The organism is Micromonospora sp. NPDC005806 (genome assembly GCF_042871425.1).
GTDB lineage: Bacteria > Actinomycetota > Actinomycetes > Mycobacteriales > Micromonosporaceae > Micromonospora.
On the sequence record NZ_JBIAIL010000009.1, the window covers coordinates 205,547 to 223,890 of the forward strand.

Annotated in this window: 17 protein-coding genes, 1 tRNA gene and 1 pseudogene; 12 read left to right on the top strand and 7 right to left on the bottom strand. The window is 69.5% G+C overall.

All coding sequences use genetic code 11. The features are described 5' to 3' along the window. Positions 1-16 precede the first annotated feature (16 nt). The 5 genes and pseudogenes from ACFYOS_RS13055 to ACFYOS_RS13075 all read left to right on the top strand — a co-directional run bounded on the left by ACFYOS_RS13055 (position 17) and on the right by ACFYOS_RS13075 (position 6,866). Complete coding sequence (locus tag ACFYOS_RS13055; protein ID WP_387139557.1) at positions 17-598, top strand: hypothetical protein; 582 nt, start codon at positions 17-19, stop codon at positions 596-598. Then, entirely contained in the window at positions 595-2,697 is a 2,103-nt protein-coding gene (locus ACFYOS_RS13060; protein ID WP_387139560.1) for a DNA recombination protein RecN, read from the top strand. The genes ACFYOS_RS13055 and ACFYOS_RS13060 overlap by 4 nt, the downstream gene beginning before the upstream one ends. Positions 2,698-3,019: 322 nt before the next feature. Then, positions 3,020-3,393 (top strand): annotated as a pseudogene (locus tag ACFYOS_RS13065) (transposase); the annotation flags it as partial. A gap of 180 nt (positions 3,394-3,573) precedes the next feature. Continuing rightward, positions 3,574-6,087, top strand: a complete 2,514-nt coding sequence (locus ACFYOS_RS13070) for a helicase C-terminal domain-containing protein (RefSeq protein ID WP_387139563.1) — start codon at positions 3,574-3,576, stop codon at positions 6,085-6,087. 587 nt (positions 6,088-6,674) lie between these two features. Next, the gene (locus ACFYOS_RS13075; RefSeq protein WP_091341910.1) at positions 6,675-6,866 is read left to right on the top strand and encodes an AlpA family transcriptional regulator; all 192 of its coding nucleotides are present in this window, start codon (positions 6,675-6,677) and stop codon (positions 6,864-6,866) included. Between the two features lie 90 nt (positions 6,867-6,956). On the opposite strand, the gene ACFYOS_RS13080 is transcribed toward ACFYOS_RS13075, so the two are convergent. Then, positions 6,957-7,328, bottom strand: a complete 372-nt coding sequence (locus ACFYOS_RS13080) for a hypothetical protein (RefSeq protein ID WP_387139566.1) — start codon at positions 7,326-7,328, stop codon at positions 6,957-6,959. A gap of 532 nt (positions 7,329-7,860) precedes the next feature. On the opposite strand from ACFYOS_RS13080, the gene ACFYOS_RS13085 reads away from it, so the two are divergent. After that, positions 7,861-9,120 carry an IS701 family transposase gene (locus ACFYOS_RS13085; RefSeq protein WP_387139569.1) on the top strand — a complete coding sequence of 420 codons (1,260 nt, stop codon included), beginning with the start codon at positions 7,861-7,863 and terminating at the stop codon, positions 9,118-9,120. Between the two features lie 689 nt (positions 9,121-9,809). Here ACFYOS_RS13085 and ACFYOS_RS13090 read toward each other — a convergent pair. Together ACFYOS_RS13090 and ACFYOS_RS13095 are read right to left on the bottom strand one after the other, a co-directional pair. Continuing rightward, a tRNA-Val gene (locus tag ACFYOS_RS13090) sits at positions 9,810-9,881 on the bottom strand. A 51-nt stretch (positions 9,882-9,932) separates the two neighbouring features. Next, positions 9,933-10,475 (bottom strand): PGPGW domain-containing protein, encoded by a 543-nt coding sequence (locus ACFYOS_RS13095; protein ID WP_387139572.1) that lies wholly within the window; start codon positions 10,473-10,475, stop codon positions 9,933-9,935. 272 nt (positions 10,476-10,747) lie between these two features. Here ACFYOS_RS13095 and ACFYOS_RS13100 point away from each other — a divergent pair, with 272 nt between their 5' ends. Next, positions 10,748-11,179, top strand: coding sequence for an SsgA family sporulation/cell division regulator (locus ACFYOS_RS13100; protein WP_007457244.1), 432 nt, complete (start codon positions 10,748-10,750; stop codon positions 11,177-11,179). A 71-nt stretch (positions 11,180-11,250) separates the two neighbouring features. On the opposite strand, the gene ACFYOS_RS13105 is transcribed toward ACFYOS_RS13100, so the two are convergent. Then, a complete protein-coding gene (locus tag ACFYOS_RS13105) occupies positions 11,251-12,030 on the bottom strand; it encodes an SDR family oxidoreductase (RefSeq protein ID WP_387139575.1) in 780 nt (259 codons plus the stop codon). A 158-nt stretch (positions 12,031-12,188) separates the two neighbouring features. Here ACFYOS_RS13105 and ACFYOS_RS13110 point away from each other — a divergent pair, with 158 nt between their 5' ends. The 3 genes from ACFYOS_RS13110 (at position 12,189) to ACFYOS_RS13120 (ending at position 13,965) form a co-directional block, all read left to right on the top strand. Next, positions 12,189-13,109, top strand: a complete 921-nt coding sequence (locus ACFYOS_RS13110) for a helix-turn-helix transcriptional regulator (RefSeq protein ID WP_387139578.1) — start codon at positions 12,189-12,191, stop codon at positions 13,107-13,109. 7 nt (positions 13,110-13,116) lie between these two features. Further along, the gene (locus ACFYOS_RS13115; RefSeq protein WP_387139581.1) at positions 13,117-13,572 is read left to right on the top strand and encodes an RrF2 family transcriptional regulator; all 456 of its coding nucleotides are present in this window, start codon (positions 13,117-13,119) and stop codon (positions 13,570-13,572) included. Positions 13,573-13,785: 213 nt separating this feature from the next. Next, a complete protein-coding gene (locus tag ACFYOS_RS13120) occupies positions 13,786-13,965 on the top strand; it encodes a DUF4236 domain-containing protein (protein ID WP_265004803.1) in 180 nt (59 codons plus the stop codon). 116 nt (positions 13,966-14,081) lie between these two features. Here the strand turns inward: ACFYOS_RS13120 and ACFYOS_RS13125 are convergent, their stop codons facing one another. Further along, entirely contained in the window at positions 14,082-14,987 is a 906-nt protein-coding gene (locus ACFYOS_RS13125) for a hypothetical protein (RefSeq protein ID WP_387139584.1), read from the bottom strand. Positions 14,988-15,005: 18 nt separating this feature from the next. After that, complete coding sequence (locus tag ACFYOS_RS13130; RefSeq protein ID WP_387139587.1) at positions 15,006-15,527, bottom strand: VOC family protein; 522 nt, start codon at positions 15,525-15,527, stop codon at positions 15,006-15,008. A 50-nt stretch (positions 15,528-15,577) separates the two neighbouring features. Between ACFYOS_RS13130 and ACFYOS_RS13135 the strand changes: the two genes are divergently transcribed. Together ACFYOS_RS13135 and ACFYOS_RS13140 are read left to right on the top strand one after the other, a co-directional pair. Then, entirely contained in the window at positions 15,578-16,048 is a 471-nt protein-coding gene (locus tag ACFYOS_RS13135) for a MarR family winged helix-turn-helix transcriptional regulator (protein ID WP_387139590.1), read from the top strand. Positions 16,049-16,096: 48 nt separating this feature from the next. Continuing rightward, entirely contained in the window at positions 16,097-17,632 is a 1,536-nt protein-coding gene (locus ACFYOS_RS13140; RefSeq protein ID WP_387139593.1) for a tetratricopeptide repeat protein, read from the top strand. Between the two features lie 15 nt (positions 17,633-17,647). Here ACFYOS_RS13140 and ACFYOS_RS13145 read toward each other — a convergent pair whose 3' ends face one another. Then, entirely contained in the window at positions 17,648-18,175 is a 528-nt protein-coding gene (locus ACFYOS_RS13145) for a dihydrofolate reductase family protein (RefSeq protein WP_387139596.1), read from the bottom strand. Positions 18,176-18,344 lie beyond the last annotated feature (169 nt).

Genomic DNA, 18,344 nt, shown 5'->3' on the forward strand with positions numbered 1-18,344 from the left:
CGTCCACCGGCTGCCGGTGGCGGTGCCGGAGGACGACACGGTGTTCCGGCTGGCCCAACTTGTGCTTCTCCTCCACGTGGTCGCCGAGTTCCACCCGGACGGTGTAGAGCTGGAACGCCTCGGCACGTACGACTTCATCGCCGCGAACCCCCTGCTGATGGCGTCGAGCGATGACGACCCCGACCGGTTCGAGCTGCTCATGGCGGGCTTCGACGACCGGGCGTTGTCCTACGCGAGCGCGGCGCAGAGGTTCGCCACGCGGCGAGAGCGGCTCAAGCACGACCTGGCGCTCCTGCTCGCTTACGACCTGGCGACCACCGCAGTCCGTGGCCACGTGCTTTACCGGTTGACGGACGCCGGCGTCGACATGGCGATGCGGTTCACCGCCATGTACGCGCGCTCCTACATGACCGCGGCGACCATTGTCGTGCGCAGGCTGAGGAAGGTCCGGCCCGGACCGCTCCGGGAGAGGGTGACCGAATGGACTCGCCAGCCCTCGGGCCCCCACCGCATCGACCTGGCCGACCTGTTCGTTGAGCCCGAAGAGCTGGACGAAGCGGACGCCTTCGGCGAAGACAGCGTGGGCAGGTCGTCATGACATCACCCGCGAACCCCGCCTCGTCGCCGCCGGGCAGACGAGGCATCCGAGTCCGCCGGCTACGGCTCGTCGGACCCGAACGCCACTACCAGGTCGACTTCGTCGATCGTGAGACAGGCAACCCGAACTCCTTGTCCGTCATCGCCGGGGCCTTCAGCACGGGCAAGTCGACCGTCCTGGAATTCATCGACTACTGCCTAGGCGCGGGCGACTACCCCCGGCACCCAGAAGTAATCGCGAAGGTCCTACACGCCTTCGTCGAGCTGGAACTGTCCGGTACGCCGTACGTCATCGAGCGTGGCCTCGGAGATCAATCCGGCCACGTCTTCCTACGCCCCGGCAGGCTCGACGACGGCGCTGGCCCCCCTGTCGAACGACGGCCGATCAAACCGCCCGGCAGCCCGGACAGCCTCTCCTCTCTCTTGCTGATGCACTGCGGGCTGGAAGGCGTCCAGCTCCGCGAGGCCCCCACCCAGGCGAGCTCTGGCACAGACCCGCTCAGTTTCCGAGACCTGATGGGACTGTGCTTCCTACCCAACGAGCGCGTGGCCAGCAAGTCCTTGCTGTTCGAGACCCAGCACATGAAGGCGCTCAAACTGCGCCAGGTCGTCGACGTGGTGTTCGACGTCCACGACGACCGCGCGGTAGACCTCGGACAGCGCATCAAAGACCTGGAGACACGGCTGGCCCGGGCCCGGGTGGCATACGAAGCGGCACAGCAGATCGTCGAGGAACAACGACTCGGCGGGCGCATGGAGCTGGAAATGGCCCGTGACCGAGCGGCCGAGGAGTTGGCCGTCGTTGCCCGGGAACAGGACGCGATCGACCAGCGTGTAGCCGCCGCCGCTGGATTCGCCGAGGCGCAGCGGCGGCGGCATCAAGCAGCCGCGGAAGAAGCACGTCGCGCTGATGCGATGCTTCGCGATCGCGAGACACAGCTCCGCCGGATGGTTCCGCTGCGGGCACAGTACGCCGCCGACGTGGCCAAGTTGACGATGCTCACTGAGGCTCATCAGCTCTTCGACCCGCTCCAGATCAAGGTCTGCCCAGCATGTTTGTCCGCCCTCGGGCGAACCATCGAGGTCGAAGACGGGGCGTGCGGGTTGTGCCACACCCCGGTCGCCGATGTGACTGGCACGCTGACTCTCGGCGACGTAGCGCCCCCAGCCGTGCCAAAGCAGAACGGCGCCATCAACGGCACGGCTGCCGGTCCGAGCGGAGGAAACGGCGCCTTGCCGGACGTCGACAGCTCCCTCAGCCCGTTCGACGTCAGCACCGAGCTGCGCGCGACCAAAGCACGCCTGGCCGAGCTGACCAGATTCGTGGATGACCTGGACGCCGATGTAAGCCGGCTTAGGCCGCGCGTAGAAGCTGCTCGCACCGCTGAACAGCAAGCAGCAGCCGAAGTTGATCACGCCACCACTCGGGCGATCAGCCCGTACCTCGCCGAACGTGACGCTCTTGCCCGGCGGCGCCAGGACGCCACCGCCGCAGCTCAGCTCGCCGCAGCGGGGTTGCAGATGGTCAGCAGCCTCGAAAGACGAGCCAACGACGTGCTCCGCTTGGACACCTCGGTCAAGGCCCTTCGCGAAGAACTCGCTACTGCTGGGCAAGATCGGACGGACCGAGCCGCGATCATCCGGACCATCAGCGACCGGTTCACCGCGATCCTGGCCGACTGGCGGTATCCGAAACTGAGTGGCGCCCGTCTGAACGACGAACTGGTCCCGTTCGTGCGCGACCTCCGATACACCTCGGCATCCTCCGGCGGCCGGACCCTGATTTCCCTCGCGTGGATCCTCGCGATCTTCGAGGTCTCCTGGGAGTCGGGTGGCTCCCACCCCGGCTTTCTCTTCCTGGACAGCCCTCAGAAAAACCTCGGCCAGACCGGCGAACGCGATGCCGAGTTCGCCGACACCGTCACGATCGCGGACTTCTACAAGCACCTGCACACCTGGCTCGCCGGCCGCGGCGCCGGGGCCCAGATCATCATCGTCGACAACGCGCCGCCCGCCGAGGTCGAGAACGATGTTGTCGTGCGTTACTCCGGACGGGCGGACCAACCGCCCTACGGCCTCATCGACGACGCGATCGCTTGAACCCCTGTACTGGCTGTCCCACAAGCGGCCAAGCGCGTCGCGGACTTCACCCGGCCAGCATGGTTTTCCGCATTGATGTCCATCCCGGCCGCTGGGGCGGCAGGGTATACGCCTGTTTCGTTCGGGTTGCTGATCGACCGTTCGCTGGCATCCCGTGCGCTGTGTCTAGTGCTGTGACCACATCGGTTCGCCGGGTTGGATGCTGCGGCGGTTGGATATCCCGAGACGTCCGTCCGTCGCTGGGGGTGGTGTCAGAGCCTGTCCGCGTGCGCGGATTGACCGACCAGGAGGGGCAGAGGCTGCAGCAGGTCGTGCGCCGGGGCAGTCGGCCCGCCCGGACGGCGCTCCGATCTACGTAATCCTGGACGACCTGTCCGCCTACAAGGGCGAGATGATCCGGCGTTGAGCGAAGAAGGCCCGGGTCGAGCTGTGCTTCACCCCGACCTACGCGTCCTGGGCCAACCCGATCGAGGCCCACTTCGGGTCACTGCGGCAGTTCACGATCGCCAACTCCCACCACCGCAACCACACCGTCCAGACCCAGGCCCTGCACGCCTACCTGCGCTAACGTCAACGCCCATCACCCCGACGTTCTCGCAGCGCAGCGCAGCGCAGCGCCGCGAACGCGTCCACATCCGCATCCGCAGCGAGAAAGGCATCCGCTGGGGCGGACGCCCACTCACAACGGCAGTCTGACCACTCCGCGCCCCAGACCGTCTGGCTTCGTCCACGAGAACGGACAGCGCTTCGACAGCGTTTCGGGAGGCGTTCGGCCGTGTCCGCCTGGTGAGATGTTCATGACTTTCAACAGCGCTGGACTCCGTCCTAGGTGGCAGGATGTTGGGTCGGACCCCTTGGCCTAGGGAAGGGCGCGACATGGGTTTCGACTTTGAGGACCTGTCGGCTGGCGACACGATCGAGACGATCAATGATCCGGTCACCCTGTTCGACGCGCTTCCGAACAAGAAACCTGGCTACGGCTACCTGCGCGCCGTGCAGAAGGAGGTCCTGGACGCGTGGGGCAAGCGCCGAGGGGAACGCGATCTCGTCGTCAAGACGAACACCGGCGGTGGAAAGACCGTCATCGGTCTGCTCATCCTCCAGGTGTGCCTAAACGAGGGAAAGGGCCCATCCCTATACCTCGCGCCCACCGGTGACCTTGCAGGTCGGGTCCGCGAAGAAGCCAGCCACCTCGGGCTCGACGTGGTCGATGACCCTCACGATCCGCAGTTTCTTCGTGGTGAGGCCATCTGCGTCACGACGATGTACCACTTGATCAACGGCAAGTCCCGCTTCGGGATGACCGTGCCGGGCAGCCGGCATCAGCCAATTCCAGTGACTTCGGTGGTCATCGACGATGCTCATGCCGCGCTGGCCACCATGGAGGAACAAAACCGGCTGAACATCCCCCGGGACCATGACGCCTACGAGGCGCTCCTTGATCTCTTTGCCGACGACCTTCAAGGGCAGAATCTCGCTCAGTTCAAGGACATCCAGGAGCGGGATCCGAGCGCGGTGCTACCAATCCCGTTCTGGGCGTGGCAGGACAAGCAGTCCTCGGTGATGGAGGAGCTTCACCCGCATCGAGGAGAGCCTGCGTTCGAGTGGGTGTGGCCGTTGATCAGCAATCTTCTGCCCTGGTGTCAAGCCGTCGTGACCGCCGAGTCCATCGAGGTCGTGCCCCCGTGCCCGCCGATCGAGAAATTCCCCAGTTTCGCTCAGGCCGAGCGCCGCGTCTACCTGACCGCCACTCTCGCGGACGACAGCGTGCTGGTCACCCACTTCAACGCCGACCCGGATAGCGTCGCCAAGTCCATCGTGCCGGACAGCGCCGCCGACCTCGGTGATCGCCTCGTACTCGCCCCGCAGGAACTCAATCCCGACCTCACCCACGAGGACCTACGCGCGCTCGCTGCCTCCGTCGCAGAGAAACGCAACGTGGTAGTGCTCGTACCCAGCAAGAGACAAGCCGCCGAGTGGAAAGCGGAGGCAGACCTGACCGTCAGCACGACGGAGCAGATCCAGGCGGCCGTGAAGCAACTGACCACCCACCATGTCGGTCTCGTAGTCATGATCAACAGATACGACGGGATTGACCTGCCCGATGAGGCATGCCGGCTTCTGATCATAGACAGCCTGCCATTCGCCTACACCGGCATCGAACGCAGGGAAGCACTAGCGCTGCAGGACAGCAAGGCGATGGTCGGCAGGCAGCTGCAACGCCTCGAACAGGGCATGGGCCGCGGCGTACGCAGTCGTGACGACCGATGTGCCGTGCTCCTGCTCGGCCCCCGCCTCACTCACCTACTCGCGCGGCCCGGCAACGCCGACTACCTGTCCGCCGCAACCCGGGCTCAATTCGATCTATCCCGCAAAGCCGCCCGCAAACTCGGTGCGCCCGACATCCCGGCGATCCGAGAAGTGATCGACCTCGTCATCGAAGGTGACCCCGGCTTCCGCAAGGTCTCGCGGCAAGCACTACTCGGCGTCACCTACAACCCCGCGAAGGTCAATCCCACGGCAACGCACCTTCGGGCCGCCTATAACAGCGCCGTCAACGCTCGAGCAGGTGAGGCCGTCCAGCACGCTCGCGCTGCGATGCAGGCAGCCCGAGAAGGCGGCGACGCACCCCTGGCCGGGTGGCTTGGCGAAACATGCGCCGCCTACGAGCACGCAGTAGATCCGGTCGCCGCTCAGAAAACGTTGGACGACGCCCGACGCTCAAACAACGTCGTCCTACGCCCGCGCGCTGGTGTCGAGTACGAGCGGCTTCCTCCGCCCTCCCCACAATCCCAGCAAGCCGCCACCTACCTCACGAGCCTGTATCCGACCGGACATGCCCTCACCCTCGGACTGGATGCGATCATGGCCGACATCGACTGGGACCGCGCGCGCACCAAGGAAGCCGAAGCCGCCCTCGCGGCCCTCGGCCGGCATCTCGGGTTCACCGCCCATCGTCCCGAAGACGAGTTCGGCCGTGGCAGCGATGTCCTCTGGAGCATCGGCGGCAACACCTACCTGGTCATCGAGGCGAAGACTGGCGCCGACGCACCCAAGATCTGGAAGAAGGACATCAACCAGCTCGCCGGCTCCGTCAACTGGTGCCAGCAGGTTTACGGCCACGACGCCAAGATCATTCCGGTCATGGTGCATCAGACCCACGTGGTCGAAGGGACCGGCACTCCGCCCCAAAACACCCGCGTCATCACCGCCGGCAAACTCAAAGCCCTCAAGGCGGCAATCAGGCAGTTCACGCGAGCGATCGCAAGCGACGGCCAGTGCCGCAACCCGGCTGATGTCGAACGCCACCTGGGCTACCACAAGTTGCTCGCCGGCACCCTGATCGACACCTACACGCAGACTGCCTACCAGGAGCCGCCAAGATCCTAGGCTGCACTGCTGCCGCCCGGGTCGAACACTGCCCACACATCCGCCGGCGGGCCTGCTCCGCCACGCACTCCTCAGTGACCGGCCGGGCACAGTCGACGAGCGCCGATGGGCAGGGGTCCGCGGGGCTCACCTGCATCGAACAACGACTCCGACCGTCCTGGACCTGACCACCCACGCTCGCAGGGTCCTTTTCGAGTCCCGGACTCGGGGACAGGTGCCATCGGGCCGGCAGTGAGGGCACTTCTGGCGCCGATGAAGGTCGATCATCCAGCCAGCGACTAGCACCAGGTACGGGATGTCAGCCACGACGGTTCCTCCGGAGCGCGAACGACGACCGCCAGAGGCCACCAAGGGTCATCAGGGGTCGACTCCGTGGGATCGCCACGGTAGGAGCGTTCCAGTGAGCGCCGTAAGCGCCTGCTCTATGCGGATAGCTGGACACTTGGACTACATCGATGGGCTCGTCTGGCCTCTGAAACCACCTGAGTCGGCTAGTCATCCGTCAAGGGTAACCGACTAGGGCGTGTGATCAGTAGTCCTGCGCTAAGTTGGCACACGACTAGTTCACGGCTGCCTAGCTTCGGGACATGGCGAAGCGACTGCGGCTGATGGGCTCGGCGGAGATCCGAGTCATGCTCGGCGGTGTGTCTCGCCAGCGCGTCTACCAGATCACCAACCGCAGGGACTTTCCCGAGCCTGTAGCGACTCTCCAGATGGGGAACGTCTGGCTGGCTGAGGACGTCGAGCGCTGGATAGCCGAGAGGCGTCCAGAGGACTAGACGAGTAGTTCCGAAGTCGGTCGGGGTCGTAGGCAATCAGGGATCGGGGGACGGCTGCTGCGCTCTTGTTGTTGTGTCAGATCGCGGCGGTCATGGCGAGCAGACGTCGACCGACACGGACGGCGACGCCGGTGAAGGTTCGTCCGCCGTGTTCTTCCAGGTCGAGCTGGCCCTTGAGGTGACATTGACCGACTCGATGAGCGGGCGGACCTTCTTGAGCATCGGCTCGCCGTAGCGGGCCCTTTTCCGTTTGCGGGATGGGCGCAGCAGTTCGATGCCCTGCTCGGCCAGCAGCCGCTCGAACGGCCTGGAGGCGAAGCCCTTGTCCGTGATCAGCAGGATCCTGTCGTACTCGGCGACCACCCCGGCCTCCACCTCCAGCATCGCCGCGAGGACCTCGCGTTCGCCGATCTTCGGGTTGGCCAGGGCCCACAAGATCGGCATGCCGGTCGGGGCGCACATCAGGTACAGCCCTAGTCCCCAGAAGTATCGGGAGCGAGAGACGCAGTAGCCGTAGCCGGCCTAGCCGGCCAGATCGGATCGTTGCACCGTCGGGCGGGACATGCCAGGTCGCTAGACTGAGCCCTCGCGCCCTCGTAGCTCAGGGGATAGAGCAACGGTTTCCTAAACCGTGTGTCGCATGTTCGAGTCCTGAGTGGTCGCCGCATTAGGGGTCGTCGTGGTTGGACGCGTCGCAGGGCCTGCATCAGCCGACGCGCAGATGTTCAGGCCAGCCGGTGAGACGCTACCCACCTCTCATACCATCTGATGACCTGCTGCCATGAGTGCTGGCTGCGCTGCTGCCACTCGATGCGGCCGCCCTAGTAGGGGTTAATACTCCAACGTCACTTGGCTTCGGCGTTGGGCGTGGCGTGGGTATGAGGACGGCCACCGCGTTGATCATCGATGGTTTGTGAGGACAATCGAAGATCGTGCGGTGGCCGTGGGCCACAGCGTAGACCTTGGTCGGTGGCGGGTCATCCTGGACGAGGCGGTGACGCGTGTCGCTGGCCGGTTCGTGCGGGCGGAGCCGCGTCGGACCGCTGGGCAGTTCGTGGAAGGGCTGCTGTCGGGCGTGGAGCGCAAGACCTGCTGGTCCCTGGCGGAGCGGGCGGGCCACGGCGATCCGCAGGCGATGCAGCGGCTGCTGCGTACGGCGGTGTGGGACGCCGACGCTGTCCGCGATGACGTGCGGGATTGGCTGATTGAGCAGCTCGGCCACCCAGACGCGGTGCTGGTCACCGATGAGACCGGCTTCCTGAAGAAGGGGGTGTGCTCGGTCGGGGTTCAGCGGCAGTACACGGGCACCGCCGGTCGTGTCGAGAACAGCCAGGTCGGGGTGTTCCTGGCCTACGTCTCAGCGGCCGGTCGGGCGATGATCGATCGTCGGCTCTATCTGCCGGAGGCGACCTGGTGCGACCAGCCAGACCGTCTCACCGATGCCGGGGTGCCGGACGATGTCGGGTTCGCTACGAAGCCTGCCCTGGCCCGGCAGATGATCGCCGCCGCGTTGGACGCCGGCGTCCCTGCCGGTTGGGTGACCGGCGACGAGGTTTACGGCGCCGACCCCGGCCTACGCGCTGACCTCGAAGACCGCGAGATCGGCTACGTCCTGGCGGTCGGCTGCGACCGACGCGTGCACGTCAACGACGGCCGCACCCTGATCCGCGTCGACGACCTCGCCGACCGGATCCCCACCACCGGATGGCAGCCGCACAGCTGCGGGCCAGGGGCGAAAGGTCCCCGCGACTACCTGTGGGCCTGGATCACCACCGCCACCCGGCCGGATGAGCACCGGTGGCTGCTCATCCGCCGCAACCGCACCACCGGCGAGCTGGCCTTCTACCTGTGCTGGTCACCCCGCCCGGTCCCGCTGCACACCCTCGTGACCGTCGCTGGCTCCCGCTGGAGCATCGAGGAGCTTTTCCAGACCGGCAAAGGCCAGGTCGGACTGGACCACTACCAGGTCCGCGGCTGGACCGGCTGGCACCGGTTCATCACCCTGGCCATGCTCGCCCTGGCCGTCCTGACCATCCTCGCCGCCACCGCGCAGCAGCCCGACACTGAACCGGACCTCATCGCGCTGACCGTCGCCGAGATCCGCCGACTCCTGAACGCCTTCGTCCTCGCCACATCGCTACCGCCAGAGCACACCCTGCTCTGGTCGATCTGGCGGCGAACATCCCAAGCCCGAGCCCGCCGGTCCCACTACCAGCGCAGACTCGCTCACGACGCCAGCCCAAAGATCAAGTGACGTTGGAGTATTAAGGGCCTGCGCAGGTGTCCAGCCGTTGAGTTTGGCGTGGCGGCGCAGAGCCCGCCCCACGAGCAGTAGGCCGCCGACGACGCCGGCACGGCCGATGTGCGTGACGGCGTCGCAGTCTCGGCAGTGGATCTCGACCCCGGCTAGAGTCTGGGTGCGGGTGGCATTTTCGTAGGTCCACTGCTCGTGGCAGATCAGGTTTCGGCCGCCGGGCACATGCAGCCCGCAGGGCTCGCAGTGCTCGCCGGCTTGGTCAAGCGCCCAGCGGCGCAGCCGCTGCCACTCCGACCGTGACAGCACGTCCCGCAGGTTGCGGCCCCACAGCGGCCGCGGAACGAGCTCCACCCGCAGCCGGAGGGCAGGCTCACCGCCGTGGGTGTTACTCACCCGCCCACGATGCCTGATCATCGCCCAACCCGACCAGGGCCAGCCGTCGGAGGAGACGGTGGGCGACCGGTTGGACAACGGCACCCGTGGTCGACCGGGTACGCCGCCGTGACGTCGTTGACGGGGATCGACGAGCATGTTGCTGGGCCGTGAAGGAGTGCCGCGTTTCCCGAGGTCAGGATCGCGAGCCGGTTGGCGCTGCTCCCAATCTGCTCCCAATTTAAGGGGCAACAACGCGAAAGCCCGTTACCGGTGGTTCCGGTGACGGGCTCGCTACCTGCAAATATTTACGGTGGGCGATACTGGGATCGAACCAGTGACCTCTTCGGTGTGAACGAAGCGCTCTCCCGCTGAGCTAATCGCCCTCAGCGCCGATGACTCTACCTGATCGACACTGCGGACCAAAAACCCGGGGGTCAGTGCGTCGCGAGGTAGTGCAGGGCGCGGGCGACCAGGTCGATGCCGAGGCTGTATTTGAGCGACAGCCACACCACTACGGACACGAACACCAGCCCGACGATGCCCAGCACGAAGCGTACGGGGAGTGAGCGACTGGTCACCCAGCGGGTCCAGGCCTGGACATTGCCGCGGGTGAAGGCGAGCAGGCGGCGGGCCCAGTGGAACTCGACCGCCCAGACGCCGAGGCCGGCGATCACCAGCAGCCAGCCGGGGCCGGGGAGCGGAATGAGGGCGATGCCGACGGTGACGATGATCGCGCCGAGGACGGCGATGAAGATCTTGAGGGCGACCCGGCCGGTGGGGTTGGCGCGGATGAGTTCGAGGGTGGTGTGCAGACGGGCCCGCCAACCGGTGCGGCGAGGCTCCGCGAGGGAGGTGCCGCCACGCTGGGGACCCCGTTCGACTGGCACCTCGTACCCCCGCCTTTCGGCTGCTCGGGCCGCTCCTTTCGGCGGGTCGGCCGTGGCCCGCGGATCCACTGCGGAACCCTTCGTGACCATTTCCACCCCCAGTGTCGCGCGGGACCGTCACCCCTGCTGAGGACTGGACGTTACCGGAGTAAGTCGACGACTGAACCACCCGCTGCCGGGCGGCGCACGGACTGGGCAGAACCGGAAATCCTACAAGAATTTTCACATTCTCGAGGCGTTTCCGACCCCCTTCCCACCACTGGGTGAAGTCAGCGTATGGCGGAGCGTAGCCAGGAGTAGCACCTGAGTATGGGAAAAGCGGGACACGCGCGTTCCGCAGCGGTGCCGGGGGGAGAACGTCCATGAGTGTCATTCGACCGACGACCGTAGAGGTCGAGACGTCGCTAAGGCTCGTCGCGCCTGACGCCACCGCCTTGCCGGTGCGTGCCAGTCTGCGTTACGACCCTGCTGACCCGTATGCGGTCCATGTCCTGTTCCACGCCGAATCCGCCGGCGGCGAGGCGGTGAGCTGGTCGTTCGCCCGCGAACTGCTGGTCACCGGGCTCGACGAACCGGCCGGCATCGGCGACGTCCGGGTGTGGCCGTGGGCCACCCCACGCGGCGACTTCGTCGCGCTCGCGCTGTCGTCGCCGGACGGCAACGCCCTGTTCGAGGTCCCACGCAGCGTCCTCGTACGCTTCCTGCGCCGGACCTACGTCGTCGTCCCGCGCGGTCGCGAGGCCGAGCACCTGGACGTCGACACAGCGGTGAACCGGCTGCTCGCCGGCCGCTGACGACGCACCCCGGGGCCGCGCGGATCTGCCGAGTCCGCGCGGCCCCGGGCCGTCACATCAGGGGTACGGCGTCAGCCGTGCGTGGTGATCCCGCCGTCGACCGGGATCACCGCTCCGGTCAGGTACGCCCCGGCCCGCGACGACAGGTAGATCGCGGTGCCGGCCATGTCCTCGGGCCGGCCGATCCGCCCGAGCGGCACCTGCTGCTCGATCGCCGCCCGGGACGTCGGGTCGTCCAGCGCGAAGGCCATCATCTTGCTCTCGAACGGCCCCGGCGCGATCGCGTTGACCGTGATCTGCTCGCCGGCGAGCTGGTGGGCGAGGCTCCGGGTGAGCATGTGCACGGCCGCCTTCGTCGCGGAGTACGCGTACACCTCCATCCACGGCACGCGGAGGCCGTCGATCGACCCGATGTTGATCACGCGGGCGGGGTCGTCGGCGCTGGCTGCCGCGCGCAGCGCCGGCAGCAGCGCGGTGGTGAGCCGGAAGACGGCCTTGACGTTGACCGCCCAGAGCTTGTCGAAGGCGGTCTCCGGGTACGACTCCAGCGGCGCGCCCCAGGTGGCGCCGGCGTTGTTCACCAGCACGTCGAGCCGGTCGCCGGTGCGCTCCCGCACGGCCGCGGCCAGCCCCAGGGCACCCTCGTCGTGGCTCAGGTCGGCGGGGATCGCCGCACACGAGCCCTCGGCGGAGAGCTCCTTGGCCACGGCCTCGCAGACGTCGGCCTTCCGCGAGGAGATGATGACCGTCGCGCCGGCCTGCACGAAGCCCCGGGCGATCATCAGCCCGATCCCCCGCGAACCACCGGTGACCAGGACCGTCTTGCCTTCGACCGAGAACAGCTCCGTCATGCCCATCCCATCGCGAGTCGGCGGGGCGCGGGTCGGTCCGGCGACCCAGGCGCTACCGCTCGGTAACCTAACCGTCCGGCGTCGGGGCGACAAGACCACCGCGAGCGGCGGAAACCGCCGAGATGCAGGATGCTGCGAGGGCGGTTACCGTCGGGACGATGGTCACTACCGGACAGCTTCCCCCAGCCTCCCGTACCGACCTGTCCCCGCGCGGGGCCGAAGCCGACCGCCACCACATCACCACGGTTGCGCTGCGTGACCTCGCCCCCGAGCCGAACTGGCCCCGCCCGGTCCTGCTCGACGCGGAGCTGCTGATCCTGGTCACGGGCGGTCACGGCACCGCCGAGCTGGACTTCCGCGCGCTGCCCTGCCGGCCCGGCGCCCTGCTGCGGGCCCGCGCCGGCCAGGTGCTGCGCTGCCACGGCCCGCACCTCGACGCGACCGTGGTGCGCTGGGGCGCCAAGACGCTGCGCGGGTTGGACGTCGACCCGGACGCCGTGCCCGCCTACCGGCAGCTCGCCGGGGAGGACGAGGACGCGGTGATCAGCGAGGTGACCCAGTTGGCGGTCGACGCGGACCGGCACGCAGGCGTGCCCGCCGCCGGGGCGCTGCTGCGCCACCAGCTCGCCGTGCTGCTGCTGCGGCTGGCCCTGCTCCCCGCCGCCGAGCAGCGGCCGACGCCGCGCCTGGAGACGGAGACCTTCGAGCGGCTCTGCCGGGAGGTGGAACGCGGCTACCAGCACACCCGCCGGGTGGAGGACTACGCCGCGCAGCTCAGCTGCTCGGTGCGTACCCTCACCCGCGCCTGCCTGGCGGTGACCGGTCGAAGCGCCAAGCAGGTCATCGACGATCGGGTGGCGTTGCAGGCCAGCCGGCTGCTCGCCGCCACCGACGAGCCGATCGCCCGGATCGGCCGCCGGCTCGGCTTCCCCGAGCCGACCAACTTCGGCCGCTTCTTCACCCGCGAGATCGGGGTCAGCCCGGGGGCGTTCCGGGCGGCCCAGGAACAGCCGATCCCGTTCCGGATGGTGCGCCCCCGCCCGCCCGCCGACTCCCCCGTCCGACCCGGCCGGGCATGATGGCGGGGTGCAGATCTCCGCGCGTGGCGACTACGCGGTCCGGGCCGCACTGAACCTGGCCTCCGCGTACCCCGCGCTGCTGTCCACCCAGGCCATCGCGACGGAACAGGACATGCCCCGCAAGTTCCTGGAGGCGGTGCTGGCGGACCTGCGCCGCGCGGGGATCGTGCGGGCGCAGCGCGGCGCCGAGGGCGGCTACACCCTGGCCCGGCCGCCGCGCGAGATCAGCATCGGGCAGATCCTCCGCGCCGTCGACGGCCCGCTGGCCGGGGTACGCGGGATGCGTCCCGAGGAGACCCGGTACGAGGGGGCGGCGGAGAACCTGCCCCGGCTCTGGGTGTCCGTCCGCGCCTCGGTACGGCGGGTGGTCGACGAGGTGAGCCTCGCCGAGCTGGTCAGCGGTCGCCTCCCCGCCCACGTCCGGAGGTTGACCGCCCTGCCCGACGCCTGGGAACCCCGCTGACGGGTGGGCGACCTCCTCGTAGGACGTCGCCGCTGCCCTTGTCACCGCCCGCCCCCACCAACGCTTGTCACCCCTTGACACCTAACCCGTGGACGGAGATCGGGGCGGGCGCTTCGAGGACCGTCCAGTGCGGACCAGGGCGGTTTCGGGCAAGCCGGGTTCGGGCATGTTCGATGCCGCAGGGGCAGGGAGACGATCGAGAGGAGCCCGGCGATGGGCATCGTGTTTCGCAAGCGGCAGAAGTTCGGCCCGCTGATCCTCAACTTCACCGAGCACGGCTTCTCGTCGTGGAGCATCAAGATCGGCAAGTGGTCGTGGAACTCCCGGACCCGCGCCCACCGGGTGGACCTGCCGGGACCGCTCTCCTGGAAGCAGGACAAGTCCCGGGCGTGACGTCCCGAGGTCGCGCGGGGTGCCGGTGGATCACACCGGCACCCCGCGCGGCGTCCGGGCGGGTTCGCCATGGTGTTTCAGCGTCGGGGTGGTCGCGACCGGGGCGTCCATCGTGGTCAGGCAGATGACCGGGTGCCCCCGCCCGCGACGCTGACCACCACGTCGCCGCCGAGCCGGCCGTGCTCTGGGGCCCGGGTCACCGCGCCGGAGGCGACCAGCGAGGCCAGCGCCCGGTTCGCGTCGGCGCCCCGGTAGACCGTCGAGGTCGCGGCGAAGCGGCGCAGCTCGGTCACCGTCCGCGGGCCGGAGCGGGTGAGTTCGGCCAGCAGCTCGCGGCGCAGCGGGCCGGGTTCCGGGGCGAGGGTGATGGCGAGCAGCCGCCCGGCCGGGTCGGCCGGGTCGCGGTAGTGCACCCCGGCGTACTCGTCGACCGCCCAGAGCGCGTCCTTGAGCGCTTCGAGGCCCTTGTCCGAACCGGTGCCGTAGGCGAGCAGGCGGGCCGGGCCGCCGTCGTCAGGCACCAGCTCCACCTCGGTGACCAGCGGGAACCCGGCTGCGGTCAGCGCCGGGCGCACGGGCCGCCTGGCAGCGGTGACCAGCAGCAGCTCGGCCGGGCGGCCGGTCGCGGCGGCGGCCAGCAGGGCCGGGTCGGGGTCGCCGCCGTCGATGACGGTCAGCAGCGGGGCGCCGGCGGCGCCGGCGGCCTTGAGCGCCACCGGCAGCCGATCCGGGTGGCCGGGCACCACGTGCACGGCGACGTCCGCCGGCAGGGCGGCCTCGGTCGCGCCGAGCCCGGCCGGCAGCTCCGCGCCGCCCTCGGCGAGCACCAGCACGGTCAGCCGCCGGCCGCGCAGCCGGTCGGCGAACTCGGCCACCACCCGCAGCGCGGCCTCCGCGCCGCCGGTGTCACGGCCGGCGTACGCGAGGGCCAGGGTGGCCCGCCGGGAGCGGTGCAGCGCTCCCGGCAGCCAGTGGTCGAGCTGCCGGACGAGGAGCTCGCGCAGGATGGCGTCGGTCGACATCCTGCCGTTGTACCGCACTCAGGCCGGAATGGAGATACCTACCCCGCCGCGGGTCTGGCCGCCGTAGCGCTGGCGCTCCCGGTCGAGGTCGAGCCGGCCGATCCGCTTGCGGGCGGCGAGGGCATCGTCGTCGAGCAGGTCGGCGGGGACGATCCAGACGATCTCGAACTCCAGCCCGTCCGGGTCCCGCCCGTACAGGCTCTTGGTGGTGCCGTGATCGGAGGCACCGACCAGGGCGTCGGCGGCGGCCAGCCGCTCGGCGGTGGCGGCGAGTTCGTCCAGGGTGTCGAGCTCCCAGGCCAGGTGGTAGAGGCCGACGGTGGCCCGGCCGGCCGGGGAGGGGCCGGCGGCGTCGCCGATCTCGAACAGGCCGAGGTCGTGGTCGTTGGTGGAGTCGGGTGCCTGGAGGAAGGCGGCGCCACGGAACCCGTCCGGCGTCATCGGCACCGGACGGAAGCCCAGGACGTCGCGGTAGAAGGCGACGCTGCGCTCGAGGTTACGGACGTAGAGCACGGCGTGGTTGAGCCGGTGGATTCCCATGTCCCCCACGGTAGCGCGATTTGGTTGAGCGTTCAACAACACTCGCTATGATGGCCGTCATGACCCGGTGGCTGGACCCCGACGAGCAACGGACCTGGCGCGCCTTCCTCACCGCCTCCCGGGCGCTGATGGACAGCCTCGACCGCGAGCTGCAACGCGACGCGGGGATGCCGCACGCCTACTACGAGATCCTGGTGCGGCTCTCCGAGGCCCCCGACCGGCGCCTGCGGATGAGCGAACTCGCCGACGCCACCGGCTCCTCGCGCAGCCGGCTCTCGCACGCCGTCTCCCGCCTCGAGGCGGCCGGCTGGATCCGCCGGGAGGAGTGCCCCACCGACCGGCGCGGGCAGATCGCCGTCCTCACCGACACCGGCTTCGCCACCCTCGCCGCCGCCGCGCCCGGCCACGTCGAGGGGGTACGCCGGCACCTCTTCGACGCGCTCAGCCCGGCTCAGGTCGACCAGCTCCGCCGGATCAGCGAGACCCTCGCCGACCACCTGACCGGATCCGGACGAAACTGATCCACTGCGGGGGTTGTACTTACCGTCGTCGGATGAGCACGATGGGGCGTGTCCTCCGGCTTCGGTGAACTGACGGTCCAGGCGCACCACCTGGTGTCCGAAGGCGACCTCGCCGGTGCCCAGCGGCTGCTGGCCGACGCGCTGACCGACGCCGATCCGCGCCCCGCCAACGCCTCCCCCGAGCTGGCCGACGCCGCCGGCCTCCAGGCCCGCGTGCTGGTCGCGCTCGGCGAGCCGCACTCCGCGCGCGGCTGGGCCGCCTTCGCGTACGCGGCGGCAACCCGGCTGTACGGCCGCTCCGACGAGCGCACCCTCAGCGCCGCCGCCACCCTGGCCGCAGTGCTGCACCGCGTCGGCAGCGACGCCCGGGCCGCCCGGCTCTACTCCGACGTCATCATCGAACTGACCGCGCGGGACGGACCGGAGTCGCAACGGGTGCTGGCCGCGCACGCCGACCTGGCCACCGTGGAGTACGCCCGCGGCCAGTGCGACCTTGCCCGGGACCGCCTCCAGGACGCCTGGGAGCTGCACCGCGAGGTGTACGGCGACGCCCACCCCAGCGGCATCAAGATGCTGGCCAAGCTCGGCGCGATGGAACGCGACTGCGGCCGGTACGCCGAGTCCCACGAGCACCTGACGCTCGCCGAGGAGTTGTGCACGCTGCACCTCGCCGCCGACGATCCGCTCGCCGGGCAGGTGGCGACGCTGGCCCGCGCCGCCGCCGACCCGGACCACGCCTGCGCCGACCCGGCGCCGCCCGGCGGGGAGACGCCGGTGGTGCCGGCCGCCCGGGTCCCCCCGGCCGCCGAGGGGCCGCCCGACCCGCTGATCTACCGCCCGCCGGACCGGCCGACCGTGCCGCCCGAGCCGGCCGAGGCGCCGCACGTGCCCACGCCGCGTACCCCGCCCGAGGCCGACGACGACCGGTTCGGTGGGCCGGCCGACGACTGGCCGCCGGACGAGCAGCGGGACGACACCTGGCCGCCCGGGGAAAGCGACCTGCCCCCGACCGTGGTCGGGCTGACCGACGACGAGCCGGCGGGCGTACGCCGGGTGTCCGGGGTCGAGCCCGAGCCGTCGCCCTACCTGCCGGTGCCCGTGGCTCGACCGCCCGCACCCGAAAGCCGCAGCACGCCGTGGCTGCCGCTGGTCGTGGCCGGGGCGATCGTGGTCCTGCTGCTCAGCACCATCGCCGTGGTCGCCGGGGTCTCCCGGATGGTCCACTCCCGCGAAACCCCGGCGCCCGTACGCACCACCGGCGCCGCGCCGAGCGCCACCCCCACCGGCACGCCGAACGCCGCGCCCGCCTCGCCGGGCAGCCCGCCCGGGGTGGTCCGGCTGACCGACCGGCGGGACAGCATCCTGCTGAGCTGGACGTATCCGGCCGGCGCGGAGGGGCCGGTGGTCATCGCCGGCGGCCGGTCGCGGGCCGAGCAGCGCACCTTCCAGGAGCTGCCGGCCGGCACCGACAGCTACATCGCCTACGGGCTGAGCCGCAGCATCGACTACTGCTTCACCGTCGCGGTGGTCTGGTCCACCGACACGGTCGCCCGCGCCGCCCCGGTCTGCACCAGGCGGGGTTGACCCCGCCAGGCAGACCTACCTGGTCGCGCCCGGGCGGTGCCGCACGTTCACGGCGGCCGAGCGGTCATCGCCGGTGAGCAGCTCAAGTCGGAGCGGGTCGCCCCCGGGGTTGTCGAACAGCCGAATCCCGTCGCCGAGCAGCACCGGGGCGATGTGCAGGTCGATCTCGTCGATCAGCCCGCGCTCGAGGAGCTGTCGGCCGATCGTGGCCGAGAAGACCTCGAGGTTCTTGCCGCCGGCGGCCTCCAGTCCGATTCGGACCGCCTCGGCCACATCGCAGCTCAGGAACGTCACGCCAGTGGTGGGCGGCGCGTCCTCGGGATGGTGGGTGAGGACGAACACCCGCCCCTGCCACGCGCCGCCGTAGATGCCGCTGACATCGGGGTAGGCATCGAAGCCGTTCCGACCACCCAGCACGGCGCCGGTCGTCTTGGCGTACTCCTCGACCAGCCCGGGGCGCGACGAGACCCCCGCCATCCAGTCCATCGCGTGGTTCGGCCCCGCCACGAACCCGTCGAGCGACATCGTGAAGTGCCAGAGCACCTTGCCTCCGGCGGTCTGCCGTTCCGGGTCCGCCCTCGGCGCAGCGATCGTGGTGTCGATGCGCTGCGCCGCACCTAGACGAGTAAGTCCTAATGCTGGTCAGTGGTCGTAGGCGATCAGGGATCGGGTGACGGGTTGGCTCATGCTGCGGTTGTGCCAGATAGCGGCG

Bases quoted from the DNA above. Each gene is read 5' to 3' on its own strand.
- ACFYOS_RS13060 (WP_387139560.1), top strand. From the start codon at position 595: ATGACATCACCCGCGAACCCCGCCTCGTCGCCGCCGGGCAGACGAGGC.
- ACFYOS_RS13070 (WP_387139563.1), top strand. From the start codon at position 3,574: ATGGGTTTCGACTTTGAGGACCTGTCGGCTGGCGACACGATCGAGACG.
- ACFYOS_RS13075 (WP_091341910.1), top strand. From the start codon at position 6,675: ATGGCGAAGCGACTGCGGCTGATGGGCTCGGCGGAGATCCGAGTCATG.
- ACFYOS_RS13080 (WP_387139566.1), bottom strand. From the start codon at position 7,328: ATGTGCGCCCCGACCGGCATGCCGATCTTGTGGGCCCTGGCCAACCCG.
- ACFYOS_RS13095 (WP_387139572.1), bottom strand. From the start codon at position 10,475: ATGGTCACGAAGGGTTCCGCAGTGGATCCGCGGGCCACGGCCGACCCG.
- ACFYOS_RS13100 (WP_007457244.1), top strand. From the start codon at position 10,748: ATGAGTGTCATTCGACCGACGACCGTAGAGGTCGAGACGTCGCTAAGG.
- ACFYOS_RS13105 (WP_387139575.1), bottom strand. From the start codon at position 12,030: ATGACGGAGCTGTTCTCGGTCGAAGGCAAGACGGTCCTGGTCACCGGT.
- ACFYOS_RS13110 (WP_387139578.1), top strand. From the start codon at position 12,189: ATGGTCACTACCGGACAGCTTCCCCCAGCCTCCCGTACCGACCTGTCC.
- ACFYOS_RS13120 (WP_265004803.1), top strand. From the start codon at position 13,786: ATGGGCATCGTGTTTCGCAAGCGGCAGAAGTTCGGCCCGCTGATCCTC.
- ACFYOS_RS13125 (WP_387139584.1), bottom strand. From the start codon at position 14,987: ATGTCGACCGACGCCATCCTGCGCGAGCTCCTCGTCCGGCAGCTCGAC.
- ACFYOS_RS13130 (WP_387139587.1), bottom strand. From the start codon at position 15,527: ATGGGAATCCACCGGCTCAACCACGCCGTGCTCTACGTCCGTAACCTC.
- ACFYOS_RS13135 (WP_387139590.1), top strand. From the start codon at position 15,578: ATGGCCGTCATGACCCGGTGGCTGGACCCCGACGAGCAACGGACCTGG.